The following is a 15,713-nucleotide window of genomic DNA, read 5'->3' as shown; positions in this document are numbered from 1 at the left end:
TCCCGTGACAGGAACGTCCCCGAGCCTAGCGGCCCTCGGGGGCGAAGGCCCAAGGCTCATCGGGCCCTCCGGGGCATGGTTTTCAAGTGGATGCGGACGATTACGATCCGCGTGATCCTCACGACGATTGACGCGCGCGGGCCGGGCGGCCAGGCCGGGGCTCGCGGTAGCCTCGCGGGTATGTCCCCAGTGCCTGTCCGCATCCTCCTGTCCCAGACGTTCAACCCCTGGTTCAACCTCGCCACGGAGGACTGGATCTTCCGTGAGATGGACACTCGCACGCGCACGCTCTTTCTCTGGCGCAACGCCGAGACGGTCGTCATCGGCCGCAACCAGAACCCCTGGTCCGAGTGCAACCTGACGCGCATGGAGGAGGACCAGGTCTTCCTGGCGCGGAGGACCAGTGGCGGAGGCGCGGTGTTTCACGATCTGGGCAACACGTGCTTCACCTTCTTGTCCTCCCGGGAGGGCTACGACAAGGCCACGAACGTGACCATCCTCCTGGAGGCGTTGAAGCGGCTCGGCGTGGTGGCGGAGTCCGCGGGGCGCAACGATCTGGTGATTCCCCTGCCGGACGGGCCGCGGAAGATCAGCGGCAGCGCGTACCGGGAGACGCGCGAGCGGGCCTTCCACCACGGCACCTTCCTCATCTCCACGAACCTCTCGCGTCTGTCCAACTACCTCACGCCCCACCCCAAGAAGCTCGAGTCCAAGGGCCACGCGTCCGTGCGTGCCCGGGTGATGAACATCACCGACCACCAGCCGGAGGTGACCCACGAGTCCCTCGTGCAGGCGCTGATTTCCGCCTTCCAGGAGCACCACGGCGCCACGGCCGAGCCCGAGCTGTTGGACCAGGCCTTCCTGGAGAGCCAGCCCTCGCTCGCGGAGACGTTCGAGCGCTTCTCCTCCTGGGACTGGCGCTTTGGCAACGCTCCTCAGTTCCACCACCAGATGGCCGAGTACCTCTCCTGGGGATTCTTCCATGTGCACCTGGACGCCGAGAACGGCCATGTCCGCCGCGCCCAGGTGTTCTCGGACGCGCTCCACTCCGAGCCGGTGCAGGAGCTCCAGGACGCACTGGTGGGCACGCCCTACAGCCGGGCCGGGGTGGTGCGTGCCGTGGCCGGGGTCAAGGCCCGCTACCCGGCCCTGGAGCGGGAGCTGGGCGAGTTCGAGGCGTGGCTCATGACCCAGGTGGAGGTGTGAGGGCCGTCACTCGAGGGCCGCTCCCGCCTTGAGGGCCAGGGCGCGGTAGCCAAGCCGGCCCGCCTCCGCCTCGAGGCTTCTCAGCTCGGCGGTGGCCCTGGTCTCTCCGCCCACGAGCGCCAGCTCCGCCTGGAGCAGCCGCACCTCCAACCGCACGCCCAGCATCTCTCCCCGGGCCGCCTGGAGGCCGAGCGCGTGAAGCTCCCGGGCCGCGGCCTGTCGTTCCTCGGGCGTCCCCGTGCGCAGCGCCACCCGCGCCTCGGTGAGCACCACCTCCGAGGTGATGAGCACGTGCTCGTTGTGCGCCGTCAGCTCCCGGGCCCGGGCGAGCGCCTCGCGGGCCCGCTGGGGCTCGCCACCCGCCAGCAGGGCCTGGGCCCGCACCGCCTGGGCCCGTCCCTGCATGGTCAGATGCCGCTGCTCCGCGTAGAGCGCGCAAGCGCGCTCGGCCTGCGCCAGGGCCACCAGGGGCCGCCTCGAGTCCAGTTCCAGCCCCGCGAGGGCCAGCACCGTCTCGGCGATGAAGAGCCGCATGCCCTGGGCCTGGCGCAGCACCAGGGCTCGTTCCAACCACCGCCGGGCCAGGGTCAGCTCGCCCCGGTCCAGGTAGAGCAGGCCCAGCTCGTAGCTCGCCCACGCCTCCGTGTACTCGTCGCCGAAGACGATGTTCTGCACCTGCCTCGCCTGCTCGAGCAGCCGCTGGGCCTCGTCCAGGTCGCCGTGCCGCCGCAGCACCATGCCCAGCTGCACGTCGTAGGCGGCCTCCTCGGCGCGCATCTCCAGCCGGCGGAACATCTCCTTCACCCGGCGCGTGTGCTTGAGCGCCACCTTCAGGTCTCCCAGGTTGCAGCTCAGCCACGCGGCATTGCCCAGGGCCTCGGCCTCGAGGACCCGATTCTGCAGCTCCCGGGCCACGCGCAGCGCGGTGGCGAAGGAGCTCCGGGCATCGTGCATCCGCCCCAGATCGCAGAGCACGATGGAGCGCGCGATGATGCCCCGGGCCGCCCCGCCCCGATCCCCCTTGGCGAGCGACAGCCGCACGGATTCCTCCAGGTGCGCGAGGGCCTGCACATGCTCGCCGAGGTTGCGCATGGCGAAGGCCTGGGCGAGCAGCGCGGAGGCGACGAGGAGTTCCTGGCCGGCCCGGCGAGCCCGGGCCACCGCCCGCTCGGCGTGCCGCCTCGAGGCCTGGAAGTCACCTGCCTGGGCCGTGGCCGTCGCCGCCACCAGATCGATGCGCGCATCCTCTCCCACCGGCGGCCGCTGCAACGCCTCGAGGGTGCTCAGCGCCTCGCGCGTCAGGCCCGCGGAGGCCTGTGCTCCGACGAGCGCCGTGCCGTACTCCACGTTGTCGGGGAAGAACTCGAAGAGCGTGCGGTAGGCCTCGATGGCGAGCGTCCACTCGGCATGCATCTCGTGGTGGCGTGCCACCACCAGCAGCCGCTCCTCGCGCGGCAGGCCCTCGGACAGCTCGAAGGCCCGGCGCGCGGAGGCCCGGGCGCGTGTCTCGAGGAAGAAGTGCTTGAAGGCGGTGGCGAGCGCGGAGTGGCCGGGGGCGAAGTTCGGCTCCAGCGCCACCACGCGCTCGAGCCGCTCCACGGCCAGTGGGGCTTCATGGTTGCGCAGCGCGAGCAGCCCCTCGGCGTAGAGGCGCGCGGCGTCGGGATGGGCGGGCATGGCGCCGCGCACCCGGCGCACCTGCTCGTCCGTCAGGGGTCCGATGCCCAGCCGCTCGCGCAGCCGGGCCCCCAGTCCCAGGACGATGGACAGCAGCTCGCGCTCCATCCCGGTCTGGGTCAGCAGCACCGCCGTCTCCCCCGTGGCGGTCTCCTGCAGGCGCAGGTTGAGCCGGATCCCCGCGGAGTCCGCCGCCCCCAACACGAGGTAGGAGCCCGTGAGCACCAGCTCCACGCCCGAGTGGGCGCGGATGCGCTGGAGCGTGTCCGGGGCCAGGTTGTCCACCACGGGCAGGGAGAGCTCCCGGCACATCCGGTCCACGCTCTCTCCCGACAGCAGGCGCACCTGGCTGCCCGCGGTCAGCTCCGCCGACAGCATCTCCGCCAGGGCCGTGGAGAGCCACGCCGAGGAGGCCTGGCCGGAGAGGTTGCGCGGGGCGAGCACGGCCACCACGCGCCGCGCCGCCGTGGAGCTCCCCGGGAAGGTCATCACCGGGGCGGGCTCGACGGCCGGGAGCTTCTCCGGGTGGGGGAGGGCCAGCGGGTGCTCGAGGGCGCGGGAGGGGGTGGCGCCCCGGAGGGCCTCGACGAACTCACCCGCCGTGGTGAAGCGCTCCTGGGGCTGACGGGCCAGTCCGCGCAGCAGGGCCGCCTCCCAGGCGGCGGACAGCCCGGGAACGAGGTGGCGGGGCGAGGGAGGTGGCTCGAAGAGGCGCTTGACGGCGACGATCATGGGCGTGTTCCCCTGGAAGGGAAGCTGGCCCGTCGCCATTTCGAAGAGCACCACCCCGAAGGAGTAGAGATCGGAGGCGGGTGTCAGGCTCCGGCCTTCGACCTGTTCGGGGGACATGTAGCAGAGGGTCCCCATCACGGTGCCCTCCTGCGTCGCGATGTCGTCGTCGAGCCCCTCGCCGCACGCCAGGCCGAAGTCCGTCACCACCGCGCGCGAGCCTCCGCAGGCGGTGGGCACCAGCATCACGTTGCTGCTCTTGAAGTCGCGGTGGATGACCTGCGCGGCATGCGCGGCATCGAGTGCCGCCGCCATCTGCTCGGCCAGGGGCAGCAGCTTCTCGGGAGTCAGCCGCCCGTGATGTGTCAGGCACTCCTTGAGGGTTTCACCTTCCAGGAACTCCATGGTGAGGAACGTGAACGCGGACGCGGCGGCCTCGGGCTCCGTGCCCAGGGTGTGCTCGCCCAGGTCGAACACCCTGCACACGTTGGGGTGCGTCACGCGGCGTGCCAGACGCAGCTCGCGCTTGAAGCGCTTGATCATCTGCGGAGCGGAGGCCCCCCTGGCGTGGATGACCTTGAGGGCCACACGCTCCTGCAACGACAGGTCTTCCACCGCGTAGACCGCGCCCATGCCCCCTTCGTCCACGAAGCGAAGGATCCGGTAGCGGCCCGCGATCAGCTCACCCTCGGCGAGCCGCCGTGAGGAAGAGGCGTGGCCACTGGGAACCGTGCACGTGATGTCCTTGTCCTCAGAGAACTCTCCGGGCAGGGGGTCTTTTTGGGCACTGGGCGAGCGAAGACTCATGACGTGCGGCCCCGATGACGAACAGTTCCGCGCGGAGTGTAGCGGATGCGCTTTCACGGAAGTGGAAGCGGATCTCGCCATCCATTCCCGTCCTCCCGGAAAAACATGAAAGGTGTCCGGGTCGAGAAGGTGTCAAACATCTCTCGGGAAGGCTTCAGGAAGGTGTCAGCGCGTACTGACCCTTCCCTCGCCAGCGGGTAGCGTGGTCGCGGAGGAGGGAAGTCATGCCGATGGAGTCGAAGCTGCGTGCCGCGTTCGAGGCCGAGTTGCGCCAGGCGGCCGAGGCGGAGCGGGACGGTGGATTGGCGCGCGCCTGGCGTCACCTGGAGCGGGCCCACATCTTGAGTCAGGCGTATGCCGGGCCCCATGTCCGGGTGCATGGCCGCATGTTCGCCTTCGGGTGGCGGCGCGGAGATGTGCGCGAGCTGCTCGGACAGCTCGCGAGAATCCTGGTGGCGGGGCCGGGCTCGTGGCTCGGTCGGGCACCGCTCGGCAACACGGGGGGCTCCAACGTGGGCATTCTCACCCCCATGCCGATTCCCGAGGACCTGCGAGTCCTTCTCGAAACGAGTCCAGACAACACCCTTCCGCCAGGGACGGGTCCCACTGGGGGCGCACCAGAGCCCCCGGCGGTTTGAATCAGCACCGCGAGCCGTGAGCCTGGCTCAGAGCGACTCCAGGAACGCCAGCACCGCGGTCCGATCGGCCTTGCTCAGCGCCTCGAACTTGTTGCGGCTGTTGGTTGCCTCGCCACCGTGCCAGGCGATGGCCTCCAGCAGCGTGCGCGCACGCCCATCATGCAGGTAGCGCACGTTCTGCGCGCCCCCCTGGACGTACTTGAGCGAACCAATCCCCCAGAGCGGGGCGGTGCGCCACATGCCCGGTCCGGCCTGACCTTCGGTCAGCGTATCGGCCATCTCCGGCCCCATGTCGTGGAGCATCAGGTTGGTGTACGGATGAATGGTCTGGTTGCGCAGCTCGGCGAACGGATGGTTCGCGCCGGTCTTCAGCTGCGGGGTGTGGCAGGTCCCACACTGCGCCTGGGCGAACAAGGTGGCGCCGCGGCTGATCTGCGTGGGGTCCACGTCATGCTCGGGCGCGACGCGCATCCCGTCGGGGTAGCCGCTGCGCAGGCTGCGCTGGGCCGGGACCCCGAGCAACGAGAGGTAGGAGGCGAGCCGATCGATCTCCGTCTCGGAGATGGACGTCGCCGCGGTCGACGCATTGCAATTGGCCACGCCCTTCTGGCAGTCGAGTGACTTGTAGACGGGGGAGGTGACTCCCAGGTCCTTGAGGAGCGCGGAGCCCGACTGATGGCGCAGGCTGGCCTTGCCCGCCTTCCAACCAAACCGGCCGAGGTGCCGCTTGCCGTTCTCCGGGTTGATGGCCCAGTTGGGCACACCCTTCACGCCATCGCCGTTCGCATCATTCGGGTCGGCCAGGGCCAGAATCGTCGATTCATCCACGGCCTCGAGCAGGCCCAGGCCAACGACCTGGGGCGCCTGCCGGATGGAGTATTGCGCGGGCACGGGCCCCTTGAAGGCGTAGACGGGCTTCTGCAATTCGACCGTCTCGCCATCGGGCAGGGTGCGCGTGGTCTTCTCGTACGACTTCACGGAGACCGAGTAGTCGGGCGCGCCCACGGCCTGGGCCCGCTGCTGCACGTTGATGCCGTAGGTGGGATCCGGAGTGATCCCCGAGGTGGAGCTCGCCGCGGCGGTCTCGATGGTCATGGTGTCCAGCGTGCTGCCTGGCGTGGGAACCTTGCCGCGCCCGTTGAGCGTGTGGCACTCGATGCACCGGGTGTTGTTGTAACGAGGCCCCAACTGATTGGCGTGCTGGGTGAACGCGGGGTTGATGTCCGGGCTCTCGGAGTGCTTCCCGTCGACGAACGAGGTGTGGAACAGCCGCCGCCCCTCGACGAAGCGCCTAGTATCGGCGATGCCGATGTTGTTGGCCATCTGCTGGAACGCCCGATGCGGCTCCTCGGAATAGTTGTAGGAGACGCTGGCCTCGCCACCCAACAGGGTGCTGTCGGGCAGGGGGACGGAGTCGAGGAGGGGGGCAACGCCATACCACGCGCGGATGCCCACGCCCACCTGGTACAGGTTCTCGAAGGAATAGTAGCGGCTGCCTCCGCCATCGATGATGGCCTTGTTGTCGGCCGTATGCGGGAGGAACGGCGCGGGGGCCAGCTCGATCACGTCACCTGGCTTGAATGGGGTGCCGGGCTTGGGGGCGCGCCAGTTGTCGGTGATCACGACCATGCAGTCTTCCCGCGCCGAGGTCGCGTGGCAGGTGTTCGTGTTTCCCTCCTTGGGATTCTGGAAGCCGACGTTCATCTTCCAGCCGTACTCCCCGACGTTGGGATCATCGCGGCGGAACGCACTGAGGCCCGTGTTGATGAAGGTCCCATCGTTCACGCGCAGGGAGATCTCGATGCGCGAACGCCCGGCGGGGACCTGATCACGGATCATGAGACCGAAGGTCCGGTTCTGGAAGTACCACGTCGGGAAGTCGAAGTATCTGCCCGGGCCGACATCGACGGGATCGAACCAGGGTTCACCTCGCTCGCGGGCATGCCGGTTGGTCGGACGGAAGCCCGCCAGGGTGACCAGGGTTCCGTCGGCTTCGGTGTACTGGATCTGCTCGGTCACCGGCGTGCCGACGGCGTAGAGCGGGACATAGTCCGTGGCGCCCAGCCCGGGGATGGGCACGGGCACGGGAGTGGCCTCCGGCGCGGCCTCGGACGCCGGCGACGGGGCGTCGCTGGTCTTCGAGTCCGCGGCGCCGCCGCACGCGGTGAGGGACAGCATGGCCGCGAACAACGCGGGCAGGGCGGCGGCCGGAGATGGCTGCGCGAGATGTCTCTCTCTCCCAGCGGATGAGGCGCGGGTCTTCATTTCATTTTCTCCTCAACTCCAATGGAATGCATCGGCGCTGCTCATTTTCCTTTTACCGATCGGCAAGCCAGGAAAACAAGCACTTCTTGTAAGCGAAGTAATTCAGATTCGCATGTTCACTATGCATTCCTGCATACACCTGGCCTGGCTTGGGGAGGAGCCGGGGAGGGCCGCTGTCGTCGGAGGGGCACGTCCCCGGCTGGAATCCCCAGGCAGGCGTGATCGGCGCTTACAACACCGTGAATGGCGCTGAAACCCCTTCATAGGGGCTGATCTGCCCGGTCCATCCAGACTTCCAGTGGCCCTTGTGGCGGATGCGGTAGGTGCCGGCCGCGGCGTTCTTCGTGTCCCAGGTGATGGTGATCTTGGAGTAGGAGATGCCGTTGCGTTCCCATCGGTAGGTCGTTTCCGGATCCCAGTCCCACGCGATCGCGACCCAGGTGTCGTTCACCCGTTTCTCGACCGCCAGGAACGAGCCCTGTGTCTGGAGATTGTTGTTCGGATGTCCGCCCCAGTACTGCACGGTCACCAGGCTTCCCCTCGCATAGCTCGCGGCCGGCTGGGTGATCACGCTCCCGAAGTCCTTGTCGAGCGGCTTGTCGTCCAGCACCACCTTCGGGGTCAGATCGACCGTCTGGCCCGTCACGTCCTCGGGCGTGGGGCCGGCCGCGACGTCGGTGCCGTTGACGATGGCCTTGCTGAGCCTGGCATACTCCTGCTGGAAGGCGGCCAGCTCGTTCGGGCCGAACTGCGTGCAGGCTCCCTCATACCACTGCAGGGCGTACTCCTCCCGGGTGGCCAGGTAGGACGCGTACGAGTTGGAGAGCCCGGCGATGACCGCCGTATCGACGCCGACGCTCGCGAGCTCCGTCTTCACCGTGTTCTCCAGGCGGCGGCCCGACATGGTGGTTACCTCGGTGGGGACGGCGACGATGGCCAGGTTTCCGATTTTCAAGACCTGGAGGGGCATGATCTGCGGGGTCATGGTCGGACCGTTGATGTTGAGGCCCGCCACGCCGGTCGGTATCAGCACCGGTTTTTCCGCATGGCACTGCTTGTACGCCGCGTCGGTGGTCGCCGGCCAGGCGAAGGCGAAGACGCCGCCCAGCAGTTGGAAGAGCGCCGCCTTGCCGGAGCCCTCGCTCCACTGCACGCTGTCCACCGTGGTCCCGTTCGGGAAGAGTGGCGAGGGGCTCGGATTGTCATATGGGCTGCCGGCCGAGAAGGAAGCCCCCATGCCGGCCGCGCAAGTCGTGGTTCCCGCGGAAGCGACGTAGAGCGTCCGCATGTCCACCCACTCGTGACGGAAATCCACCGAGCCGGTCAGCTCCCTCGTCGCGCCGTCGTAAAGCTCTTTCGCCTTGTTGTATTGCTTGAGGGTGGCGTTCTCCAGGCTCTTGTTCTTTTCGAACGTCAAATCGGGGGGCGCCTGGCCGAACCCGATGTTCGGCGTCACGTCGCCAGCGTTGGCCTGGGCGAACGCGGCCACGAACGTCTTGGAGGCCAGGTAATCCGCCCCCTTGTCCTTCTCGAAGAGGTACGACGCCCAGCCCTTGTTGTCGCCGCTGATCAACTTGTTTTCGGGGCCGATGCTGTCCGGATGCACCGCGTACCAGTTCACCATGCCGATCTCCTCGCCATCGAGGCCGACGAGCTTCAGGAGCGTCATGGTCTTGTCCGTGAGGCCGTCATACCGGGCCCGCTCCGCCGCGGGGTTGTTGTTGTAGGCTTCCACCGCGCGGTTCCCGCCGACGCCCTCGATCGTTCCTTCGTTGACGAGGATCCTGCCGGGCTTCACGTTGTGATGGGCACGCAGGATGGACTGGTAGATGCCGTCCACGATGGCGTCGAAATTCTGTTTCACGAAGCCGTTGACGGTCGCGTCATACAGGAAATACCCTGAGTAACCCCCGGGGCCGCTGTGGGTATGCGTCGCCGACAGGAGGACGTTCTTCGTGTTGTAATACGGCGCGAGCTCGGCATTGGCCGCGATCTTCTCACTCACTTTGAGTTTGACCATCTGGAAGAGCTGGCCCAGATCGGCGCTGACGAAGACGACCCGCCTGGCACCGTCTCCGATGACGAACGCCCGTGACCGCAGCCTCATGTGGATGCCGGCGGTCTTCTGTTCCGATACGGCGAAGCCCATCATCGTGATCTCTCCGGCCGGGCCGGTGATGTCATAGATGCCGCTTCCGATGAGGAAGACGTTGCCACCGGCTTGAGCGGTCACACCGCTCATGCCCTGCTCGCTCCGGAGCTGTACCGTCCCTTCCGGCGACGCGCCGTTGTCCCGGGCGCTGTCCAGACACCCGGGGACACAGAGGATGCTTCCCCAGAGCAGCAAGGAAAGAATCCGATGGATTCTGGTCATGATCGTTCGCATGAATATCCTCCCATCTGTTCCTGAAAAACAAACAAAAGCGGCAGGCAATGTACCAGTCATGTGGTTCCCGGGAATGCCTACAATTCAACATCGTGCCCGATGCTGAACAGTCCGGGCTCGAGGTCGGACGGGGCGGGCCCACTGCGTTCAGGCGCCGCGTGGGCCACTTGGTGCTAGAGTCCCCTGAAGGATTGCCGAAGGCGGGTCATTTTCGAGAGGTCCGTTCGTGTCCAGCACACCCCAGCAGTTCGTCCAGCGCAGCAACCTCCGTGGCTTCCTGGCCATCGGCCGAGACTGGGCCGCTATCGCCGCTGTCATCACGGTCGCCCTCTGGTTGGATCGTTGGTACCTCTACCCGGTGGCGGCCTGGTTGATCGGCGCCTTCCAATTCGCCCTCAGCGAGGCCCTGCTCCACGAGGCGTCGCACTACAACCTCTTCCGGAAGCGCAGTTGGAACGACCGGCTGGAGTTCCTTTACGGCCTCCCGTTCTTCTGTACCGTCGCGCAGATGCGCGCGGAGCACCTGGTGCACCACCGCCGCCTCGGAATGCCGGAGGACCAGCTGGTGGCGGACTACCGGGCGCTCGGCCTCGACAGGCCCGGCGTCAACATGTTTTGGATCTGGTTCGTCCGTCCCGTACTTGGTTTCGCCGGGGCGTACTACTGCGGCGTGTTGTCCCTGCGGCCCTGGAAGGAGGGGCGCAAGATCGTCGCCTTCTGGGCCGTGGTCTTGCTGATCTGCGCCGCGCTCGGGGTACTCCACCTGCTGGTGCTTTACTGGCTGATCCCCTTCTTCTGGTCGTGTCAAAGTTATCTATATTGGTCGGAGATCACCGACCACTACCGGACCCGCACCGGGATCCGCTCCAACCTCAGCCCGATCACCAACTTCCTGCATCACAATAACGGTTTTCACTATACCCACCACCACTACCCAACGATTCCCTGGTACCTGCTTCCGAAAGCGACCGAGGCCCTGTTCCCGGGGCAGGGTGATATCTGTCACGGCTTCCTGGATACCTACCGCTCCCTCTCTCTCTCATCCGGGTCCCTTCCCCTGACCGCCGGAGAGGGCGACTGAAGGGTTGCATCAGTGCCCCGCGAGAACAGCTCGATGACACACACCTGGTACTAACCGCGAGTATATGTATACACCGGATTGTACCAGGATGCGTCGCAGACTGAGATCCAGAGTCTGATGAAGCAGCGCTTGGTCGAGCCTCCGGTGAGGCTGGTAAGCGTTTCTCCCTGTTTGAGCTTCATACTGACGGTTCTGGTGAGCCCCTGTGGGAGGACTTTGTATTTCCGGCTGGAGAATGTAACGTCCCGGAAGAGCTTGTCCTTGTCTGATTCGAGCCGGGTCCGGTTGAGTGGGGTGGCGTGGTAGATCAGCTCGTCGACGAATGAAACAAGCCCATACGGGCTGAGATCCACGTGGTGAAGAGTCGAGTCGTCCGGGAGTTGGGCTCTCGCCTCCTCGAGTTCTTCCAGGAGTTTTCTCGGCCAGTAGTAGTGTCCCCTGGATTTCGTCCACGGGGCGTGGAATCGCACGTCCTCTCCCCCGTTACTGCCCTTGTCGTAGGGGCTGAAGTTGTGTTTGGCACCTTCGGTCGAGCCGATGGGCCACTTGTCGAAGATGTACTCGGGACCCAACATCGGTTCCGGATTGATGTAGTGAAGTGCGACGAACAGCGTGATTCCAGTCGTGTCCTTGTGCAGCACGCTCGTGGTCGTCGACCGGTCCGAGTAATAGTCGAGGCTGATGATGGCTCTGCGACTGCCAGCGTCATTGCTCGAATCAGCCGCGGCTTTGGCGATTGCCGCCAATGGAGCCAATTCCGTCGTCAGGAGCCGTTCCAGGTACTGGACCACCCAACCGATGAGATGGGGGTAGAATCTCAGGATGGGAGGGCTCTCTGAACCAGCTCTATTGCCGGACGAGCCGTCCTGCGCACGTGGGTCGGAGCTGGTCTGCTTCAGAAAGAGCACCTGCCGCTCGAAGATCGAGTTCAGGTCGATCGTCGCGATGCGCACGTTGGCGATGGGCTCGCCTTTGTCGGTGACGTAGTTTTTCCATACCGCCTCTGTCTCTGAGCTTTTCAGGAGCCGTTTGGCGGTCCCGGACGCAAAGAACATCCCCATCCCAGCCGTCAGATCCCGCAACCTCTTGTTTGTCTCGTCCGTGCTTTGGTGTGACTCGATCACATGGTCGACAAGGTCATCGGCTATCGACATTGCAACTCTCTGGTCAGTGAAACCCAAGGTCATTCACGGTACACGCTCCGATGCAGGACAGCAACCGCTTGCAGGCGTGGGCCCCAACGGGAGCCGCACGGCCAGTCCACTGGCCTGGGGCACGGCTCGGCGGCACCCGCCAGCGGCCCTCTGTTGCACGACGCACTACGCCACATCTGCCGATGTCGACCGGCTCCCCGCCGCGCTACCCTGCTCATGCACATGGACAACGAGGGACACATGCGACCGGATGACAAGCAGCACCTGGTGCACGCCATCGACCTCGCAAGACGGGCCCGGGCTCGGGGAAACCACCCCTTCGGCTCGGTGCTGGTGGACGCGAGGGGACGCGTCCTGCTGGAGGGAGAGAACACCCAGGGAACGACGGGGGACTGCACCGGCCACGCGGAGTCCAACCTCATGGGCGAGGCGACCCGGCGATATCGTCCCGAGGAACTCGCTGGCTCCACCCTCTACGCCAGTACCGAGCCCTGCGCCATGTGCGCGGGTGCCATCTTCTGGGGCGGTGTGCGGCGGGTCGTCTTCGCGCTCTCCTCCGAGGAGCTGAGCCAGTTCCTCGACTCCTCCGCGCCCACCCTTCGCATGTCCTGCCGCGACGTCTTCGCCCGCGGCTCCGCGCCCACCGAGGTGGTGGGTCCGGTGGCGCTGCCGGAGGCCCATGAGGTGCACGAGGGCTTCTGGAAATAGGGGCTTCCTCCGGGGAGGCAGGCAACCTCAGCCCATCTTCTCCAGCAACATCCGCAGCTCCTCCTGCTGCGAGGCGCTCAGGCGGCCGAGCCGCTCGCCGAACGCGTCCGACAACAGCTTCATGCCCTGTTGCATCACCTTGCGCCCGGCGGGCGTGAGCCGCAGGCGGTGGCGCCGCATGTCCGCGGCGTCGATCTCCCGGCTCACCAGGCCCGCGGCCTCGAGCCGCTTCACGTACACCGTCACCGTCGGCTTGGGCATGCTCAGGGTCGCCGCCAGCTCCGCGGGGTAGGGGTGCTCCTCCAGCGCCGCGAGCACGAACAACTCCTTGGTCTCCACCCCCAATGTGACGACGTCCGGGGTGACGTGGGAGATCACCGACATCAGCAGGCGGTAGCTCAGCGACCAGATCTTCGCCGGGTCGATTTTCGACATGGTTCGTTGCGCGGAAAATGGTTCCAAATTAAATTGGTTTAAGGCTGAATCATTCTGGCCTCCCCACGGTAGCACGTCCCCTGGAGCCCTCCATGCCTCTTGATCATTATGTGACGCTCGGCCGCTCGGGCCTTCGCGTCAGCCCGCTGTGCCTCGGTGCGATGACATTCGGTGAAGCCCTCGGCTGGGGGTCCAGCGTCGAGGAGTCCCAGCGGATCATCGACCGGTACATCGAGCTCGGCGGCAACTTCATCGATACGGCGAACCTCTATACGAAGAGCCACTCCGAGAAGATCATCGGTGACCACGTCGGACGCCACCCCGCCCGGCGCGACCGCCTGGTCATCGCGACCAAGTTCAGCGGAAACCTCTACCCGGGAGACCCGAACGGCGGCGGCTCCGGCCGCAAGTCCATCATCTCGGCGTGCGAGAACTCGCTGCGCCGCCTGCAGACGGACTACATCGATCTGTACTGGCTGCATAACTGGGACGTGCACACGCCCATCGAGGAGACGATGGCCGCGCTCGAGGACCTCGTCCGCGCGGGCAAGGTGCGCTACCTGGGCGTCTCCGACACGCCGGCGTGGAAGATCGTCGAAGCCAACATGCTGGCGCGCTTCCGCGGCTGGTCGGCGTTCATCGGACTCCAGATTGAGTACTCGCTGTTGGAGCGCACCGTGGAGCAGGAGCTCGTGCCGATGGCGCGCGAGTTCGGCCTGGGCATCACTCCCTGGTCGCCGCTCAAGAGCGGAGCGCTCAGTGGCAAGTACACGCGCGCGAACGCGGGGCAACAGAAGGGTGATCGGGGGGCGTTCCTGGACCCGTTCCTGAACGAGCGGACCTACGCCGTCGTGGACGCGCTGGAGGCCATTGCCCGGGCGCACGAGAGCACCGTGGCGCGCGTGGCGCTGGCGTGGGTGCAGGCGCAGCCGGGCGTGACGTCCACCATCATTGGCGCGCGGCGGCTCGCGCAGCTCGAGGACAACGTGAAGGGGGTGGACGTGAAGCTCACGGCCGAGGAGCTGGGCCGCCTCGATTCGCTCACGAAGCCCGTGTTCGGGTTCCCGCAGAACATGCAGCCAATCTTCCCCGCCATCCACAACGGCGGCACGACGGTGAACGGCACCTACGCGCCCCCGTCCGCCTTCGGAATCGAGAAGGGCGACAAGCCCTACTGACGGCCCGCGCCACGCCTCGGTATCGCTCGCACTCCGTCCGCCGCCTTGGCGCCCAGCCCAGGCGGCACCATGGCCTTGGAGTATCTTCAAAAGCCTGTTTTACATCGACAGGAAAGCAAAAATGGGTCCGATAGATTTGTACCCCATCCACCAGGTCAGCGCGCACGTCAGGGTGCCCAGCACCAGCAGCCAGCGAGGGTAGCGGTAGCCGCCCATCAGATCGGCGCGTTTCCAGCCCACGGACATGAAGATAGAGAGGCCCAGCGGCAGGACGAGGCCGTTGAAGCCGCCAGCAAAGACGAGCAGCGCTGCGGGCGCCATGCCCAGTGCCATGAACACCGCGAGCGAGATCAGGATGAAGACCACGGTCGCGCGGTTGCGGCCGGTCTCGGTCACATCCTTCTTGAACGTGTTGATGAACGACATCGACGTGTAGGCGGCGCCGATCACGCTCGTGATGGCGGCGGCCCAGAGGATGAGGCCGAACACGCGCAGGCCGATCTGGCCGCCTGCTGCCTGAAACGCCTGGGCCGCCGGATTGGCATTCTTGCCGGACACATCGATGGCGACGCCGCTGGCGACCACGCCCAGCACGGCCAGGAACAGCACGTAGCGCATCAGTCCGGTGACCGCGATCCCCTTCAGCGCGCCTTGTGTCACCGCCTCCAGGTTCTCGATACCCACCGTGCCCTTGTCAAGCAGGCGATGCGCCCCGGAATAGGTGATGTAGCCGCCCACCGTGCCGCCCACGATGGTGGTGATGGTCGCGAAGTTGATGGTGTCGGGCCACACGGTCTGTCTCAGCGCCTCGCCCAGCGGCGGATTCGACACGAAAGCCACAAATGCCGTCAGCACGACCATCACGACACCCAGCACGATGATCAGGCGGTCCACCGCCACGCCAGCGCGCTTGGACGAAAAGATGCCAATGGCCAGCAGCGCGCTCAGCAGGCCGCCCCACTTCACATCGAGACCCAGCATGGCGTTCAGCCCGAGCCCCGAGCCCGCGATGTTTCCCACGTTGAACACGAGGCCCCCAAAGATCACCAGCACTGCCAGCACATGCCCGCTGCCAGGGATGGCGGCGTTGGCCAGGTCGGACGCCCGCATGCGGGTCACCGTGATCATGCGCCAGATGTTCACCTGCACGACGAAGTCGATCAGGACCGATGCGAGGATGCCGAACGCAAAGGCGGCTCCCGTCGTGGCGGTGAACGTGGCGGTCTGCGTGATGAATCCGGGCCCGATGGCGGAGGTCGCCATCAAGAAAATGGCCGCCAGCAGCGAGGACCGCCGGGACCTGGCGAAGCCCTGCTCGGGGGTGGCAAGGGTGCGCGTCTGTCTCATGGGACCTCTCCGTTGATAGCGATGGAAGATGACCATGACTGGGCAAAACGCATGCCCCCATGGGGCGAGTGGGAGGCCAGTAGAGAGGGGGAGGGAAGGGGG

At 66.4% G+C, this 15,713-nt stretch carries 11 protein-coding genes; 5 read left to right on the top strand and 6 right to left on the bottom strand.

Going from position 1 to position 15,713, the window contains the following annotated elements; all coding sequences use genetic code 11:
• Window positions 1–180 precede the first annotated feature (180 nt).
• A complete protein-coding gene (locus tag CYFUS_RS32215; RefSeq protein ID WP_095988701.1) occupies window positions 181–1,206 on the top strand; it encodes a lipoate--protein ligase in 1,026 nt (341 codons plus the stop codon).
• A 6-nt stretch (window positions 1,207–1,212) separates the two neighbouring features.
• Here CYFUS_RS32215 and CYFUS_RS32210 read toward each other — a convergent pair whose 3' ends face one another.
• The gene (locus tag CYFUS_RS32210) at window positions 1,213–4,419 is read right to left on the bottom strand and encodes a protein kinase domain-containing protein (RefSeq protein WP_198316209.1); all 3,207 of its coding nucleotides are present in this window, start codon (window positions 4,417–4,419) and stop codon (window positions 1,213–1,215) included.
• A 224-nt stretch (window positions 4,420–4,643) separates the two neighbouring features.
• On the opposite strand from CYFUS_RS32210, the gene CYFUS_RS32205 reads away from it, so the two are divergent.
• Entirely contained in the window at window positions 4,644–5,057 is a 414-nt protein-coding gene (locus CYFUS_RS32205) for a DUF3703 domain-containing protein (RefSeq protein WP_095988699.1), read from the top strand.
• Window positions 5,058–5,084: 27 nt separating this feature from the next.
• On the opposite strand, the gene CYFUS_RS32200 is transcribed toward CYFUS_RS32205, so the two are convergent.
• Both CYFUS_RS32200 and CYFUS_RS32195 read right to left on the bottom strand, forming a co-directional pair.
• Window positions 5,085–7,322 carry a di-heme oxidoredictase family protein gene (locus CYFUS_RS32200; protein WP_095988698.1) on the bottom strand — a complete coding sequence of 746 codons (2,238 nt, stop codon included), beginning with the start codon at window positions 7,320–7,322 and terminating at the stop codon, window positions 5,085–5,087.
• 229 nt (window positions 7,323–7,551) lie between these two features.
• Window positions 7,552–9,564: a neutral/alkaline ceramidase gene (locus tag CYFUS_RS32195; protein ID WP_232536938.1), complete on the bottom strand. Its 2,013-nt coding sequence runs from the start codon at window positions 9,562–9,564 to the stop codon at window positions 7,552–7,554.
• Between the two features lie 370 nt (window positions 9,565–9,934).
• Here CYFUS_RS32195 and CYFUS_RS32190 point away from each other — a divergent pair, with 370 nt between their 5' ends.
• Window positions 9,935–10,789: a fatty acid desaturase family protein gene (locus tag CYFUS_RS32190; protein ID WP_095988696.1), complete on the top strand. Its 855-nt coding sequence runs from the start codon at window positions 9,935–9,937 to the stop codon at window positions 10,787–10,789.
• A 50-nt stretch (window positions 10,790–10,839) separates the two neighbouring features.
• On the opposite strand, the gene CYFUS_RS32185 is transcribed toward CYFUS_RS32190, so the two are convergent.
• On the bottom strand, window positions 10,840–11,976 hold the full coding sequence (locus CYFUS_RS32185) for a hypothetical protein (RefSeq protein WP_095988695.1): 1,137 nt from the start codon (window positions 11,974–11,976) through the stop codon (window positions 10,840–10,842).
• Window positions 11,977–12,183: 207 nt separating this feature from the next.
• Between CYFUS_RS32185 and CYFUS_RS32180 the strand changes: the two genes are divergently transcribed.
• Window positions 12,184–12,651 carry a nucleoside deaminase gene (locus CYFUS_RS32180; protein WP_095992364.1) on the top strand — a complete coding sequence of 156 codons (468 nt, stop codon included), beginning with the start codon at window positions 12,184–12,186 and terminating at the stop codon, window positions 12,649–12,651.
• Between the two features lie 27 nt (window positions 12,652–12,678).
• Here CYFUS_RS32180 and CYFUS_RS32175 read toward each other — a convergent pair whose 3' ends face one another.
• Window positions 12,679–13,086, bottom strand: a complete 408-nt coding sequence (locus tag CYFUS_RS32175) for a MarR family winged helix-turn-helix transcriptional regulator (RefSeq protein WP_198316207.1) — start codon at window positions 13,084–13,086, stop codon at window positions 12,679–12,681.
• A 92-nt stretch (window positions 13,087–13,178) separates the two neighbouring features.
• Here CYFUS_RS32175 and CYFUS_RS32170 point away from each other — a divergent pair, with 92 nt between their 5' ends.
• Window positions 13,179–14,264 carry an aldo/keto reductase gene (locus tag CYFUS_RS32170; protein WP_095988694.1) on the top strand — a complete coding sequence of 362 codons (1,086 nt, stop codon included), beginning with the start codon at window positions 13,179–13,181 and terminating at the stop codon, window positions 14,262–14,264.
• Between the two features lie 99 nt (window positions 14,265–14,363).
• Here CYFUS_RS32170 and CYFUS_RS32165 read toward each other — a convergent pair whose 3' ends face one another.
• Entirely contained in the window at window positions 14,364–15,611 is a 1,248-nt protein-coding gene (locus tag CYFUS_RS32165) for an NRAMP family divalent metal transporter (RefSeq protein ID WP_198316206.1), read from the bottom strand.
• Window positions 15,612–15,713: the final 102 nt, after the last annotated feature.

This window comes from Cystobacter fuscus (genome assembly GCF_002305875.1).
Taxonomy (GTDB): Bacteria; Myxococcota; Myxococcia; order Myxococcales; family Myxococcaceae; genus Cystobacter; species Cystobacter fuscus_A.
The sequence above is the reverse complement of the archived record's forward strand: the minus strand, read 5'-3'. Positions and strand labels throughout refer to the sequence as shown.

Excerpts from the sequence above, each read along its gene's own strand:
- CYFUS_RS32215 (WP_095988701.1), top strand. The coding sequence starts at position 181 with ATGTCCCCAGTGCCTGTCCGCATCCTCCTGTCCCAGACGTTCAACCCC.
- CYFUS_RS32210 (WP_198316209.1), bottom strand. The coding sequence starts at position 4,419 with ATGAGTCTTCGCTCGCCCAGTGCCCAAAAAGACCCCCTGCCCGGAGAG.
- CYFUS_RS32205 (WP_095988699.1), top strand. The coding sequence starts at position 4,644 with ATGCCGATGGAGTCGAAGCTGCGTGCCGCGTTCGAGGCCGAGTTGCGC.
- CYFUS_RS32200 (WP_095988698.1), bottom strand. The coding sequence starts at position 7,322 with ATGAAGACCCGCGCCTCATCCGCTGGGAGAGAGAGACATCTCGCGCAG.
- CYFUS_RS32195 (WP_232536938.1), bottom strand. The coding sequence starts at position 9,564 with ATGAGCGGTGTGACCGCTCAAGCCGGTGGCAACGTCTTCCTCATCGGA.
- CYFUS_RS32185 (WP_095988695.1), bottom strand. The coding sequence starts at position 11,976 with ATGACCTTGGGTTTCACTGACCAGAGAGTTGCAATGTCGATAGCCGAT.
- CYFUS_RS32180 (WP_095992364.1), top strand. The coding sequence starts at position 12,184 with ATGCGACCGGATGACAAGCAGCACCTGGTGCACGCCATCGACCTCGCA.
- CYFUS_RS32175 (WP_198316207.1), bottom strand. The coding sequence starts at position 13,086 with ATGTCGAAAATCGACCCGGCGAAGATCTGGTCGCTGAGCTACCGCCTG.
- CYFUS_RS32170 (WP_095988694.1), top strand. The coding sequence starts at position 13,179 with ATGCCTCTTGATCATTATGTGACGCTCGGCCGCTCGGGCCTTCGCGTC.
- CYFUS_RS32165 (WP_198316206.1), bottom strand. The coding sequence starts at position 15,611 with ATGAGACAGACGCGCACCCTTGCCACCCCCGAGCAGGGCTTCGCCAGG.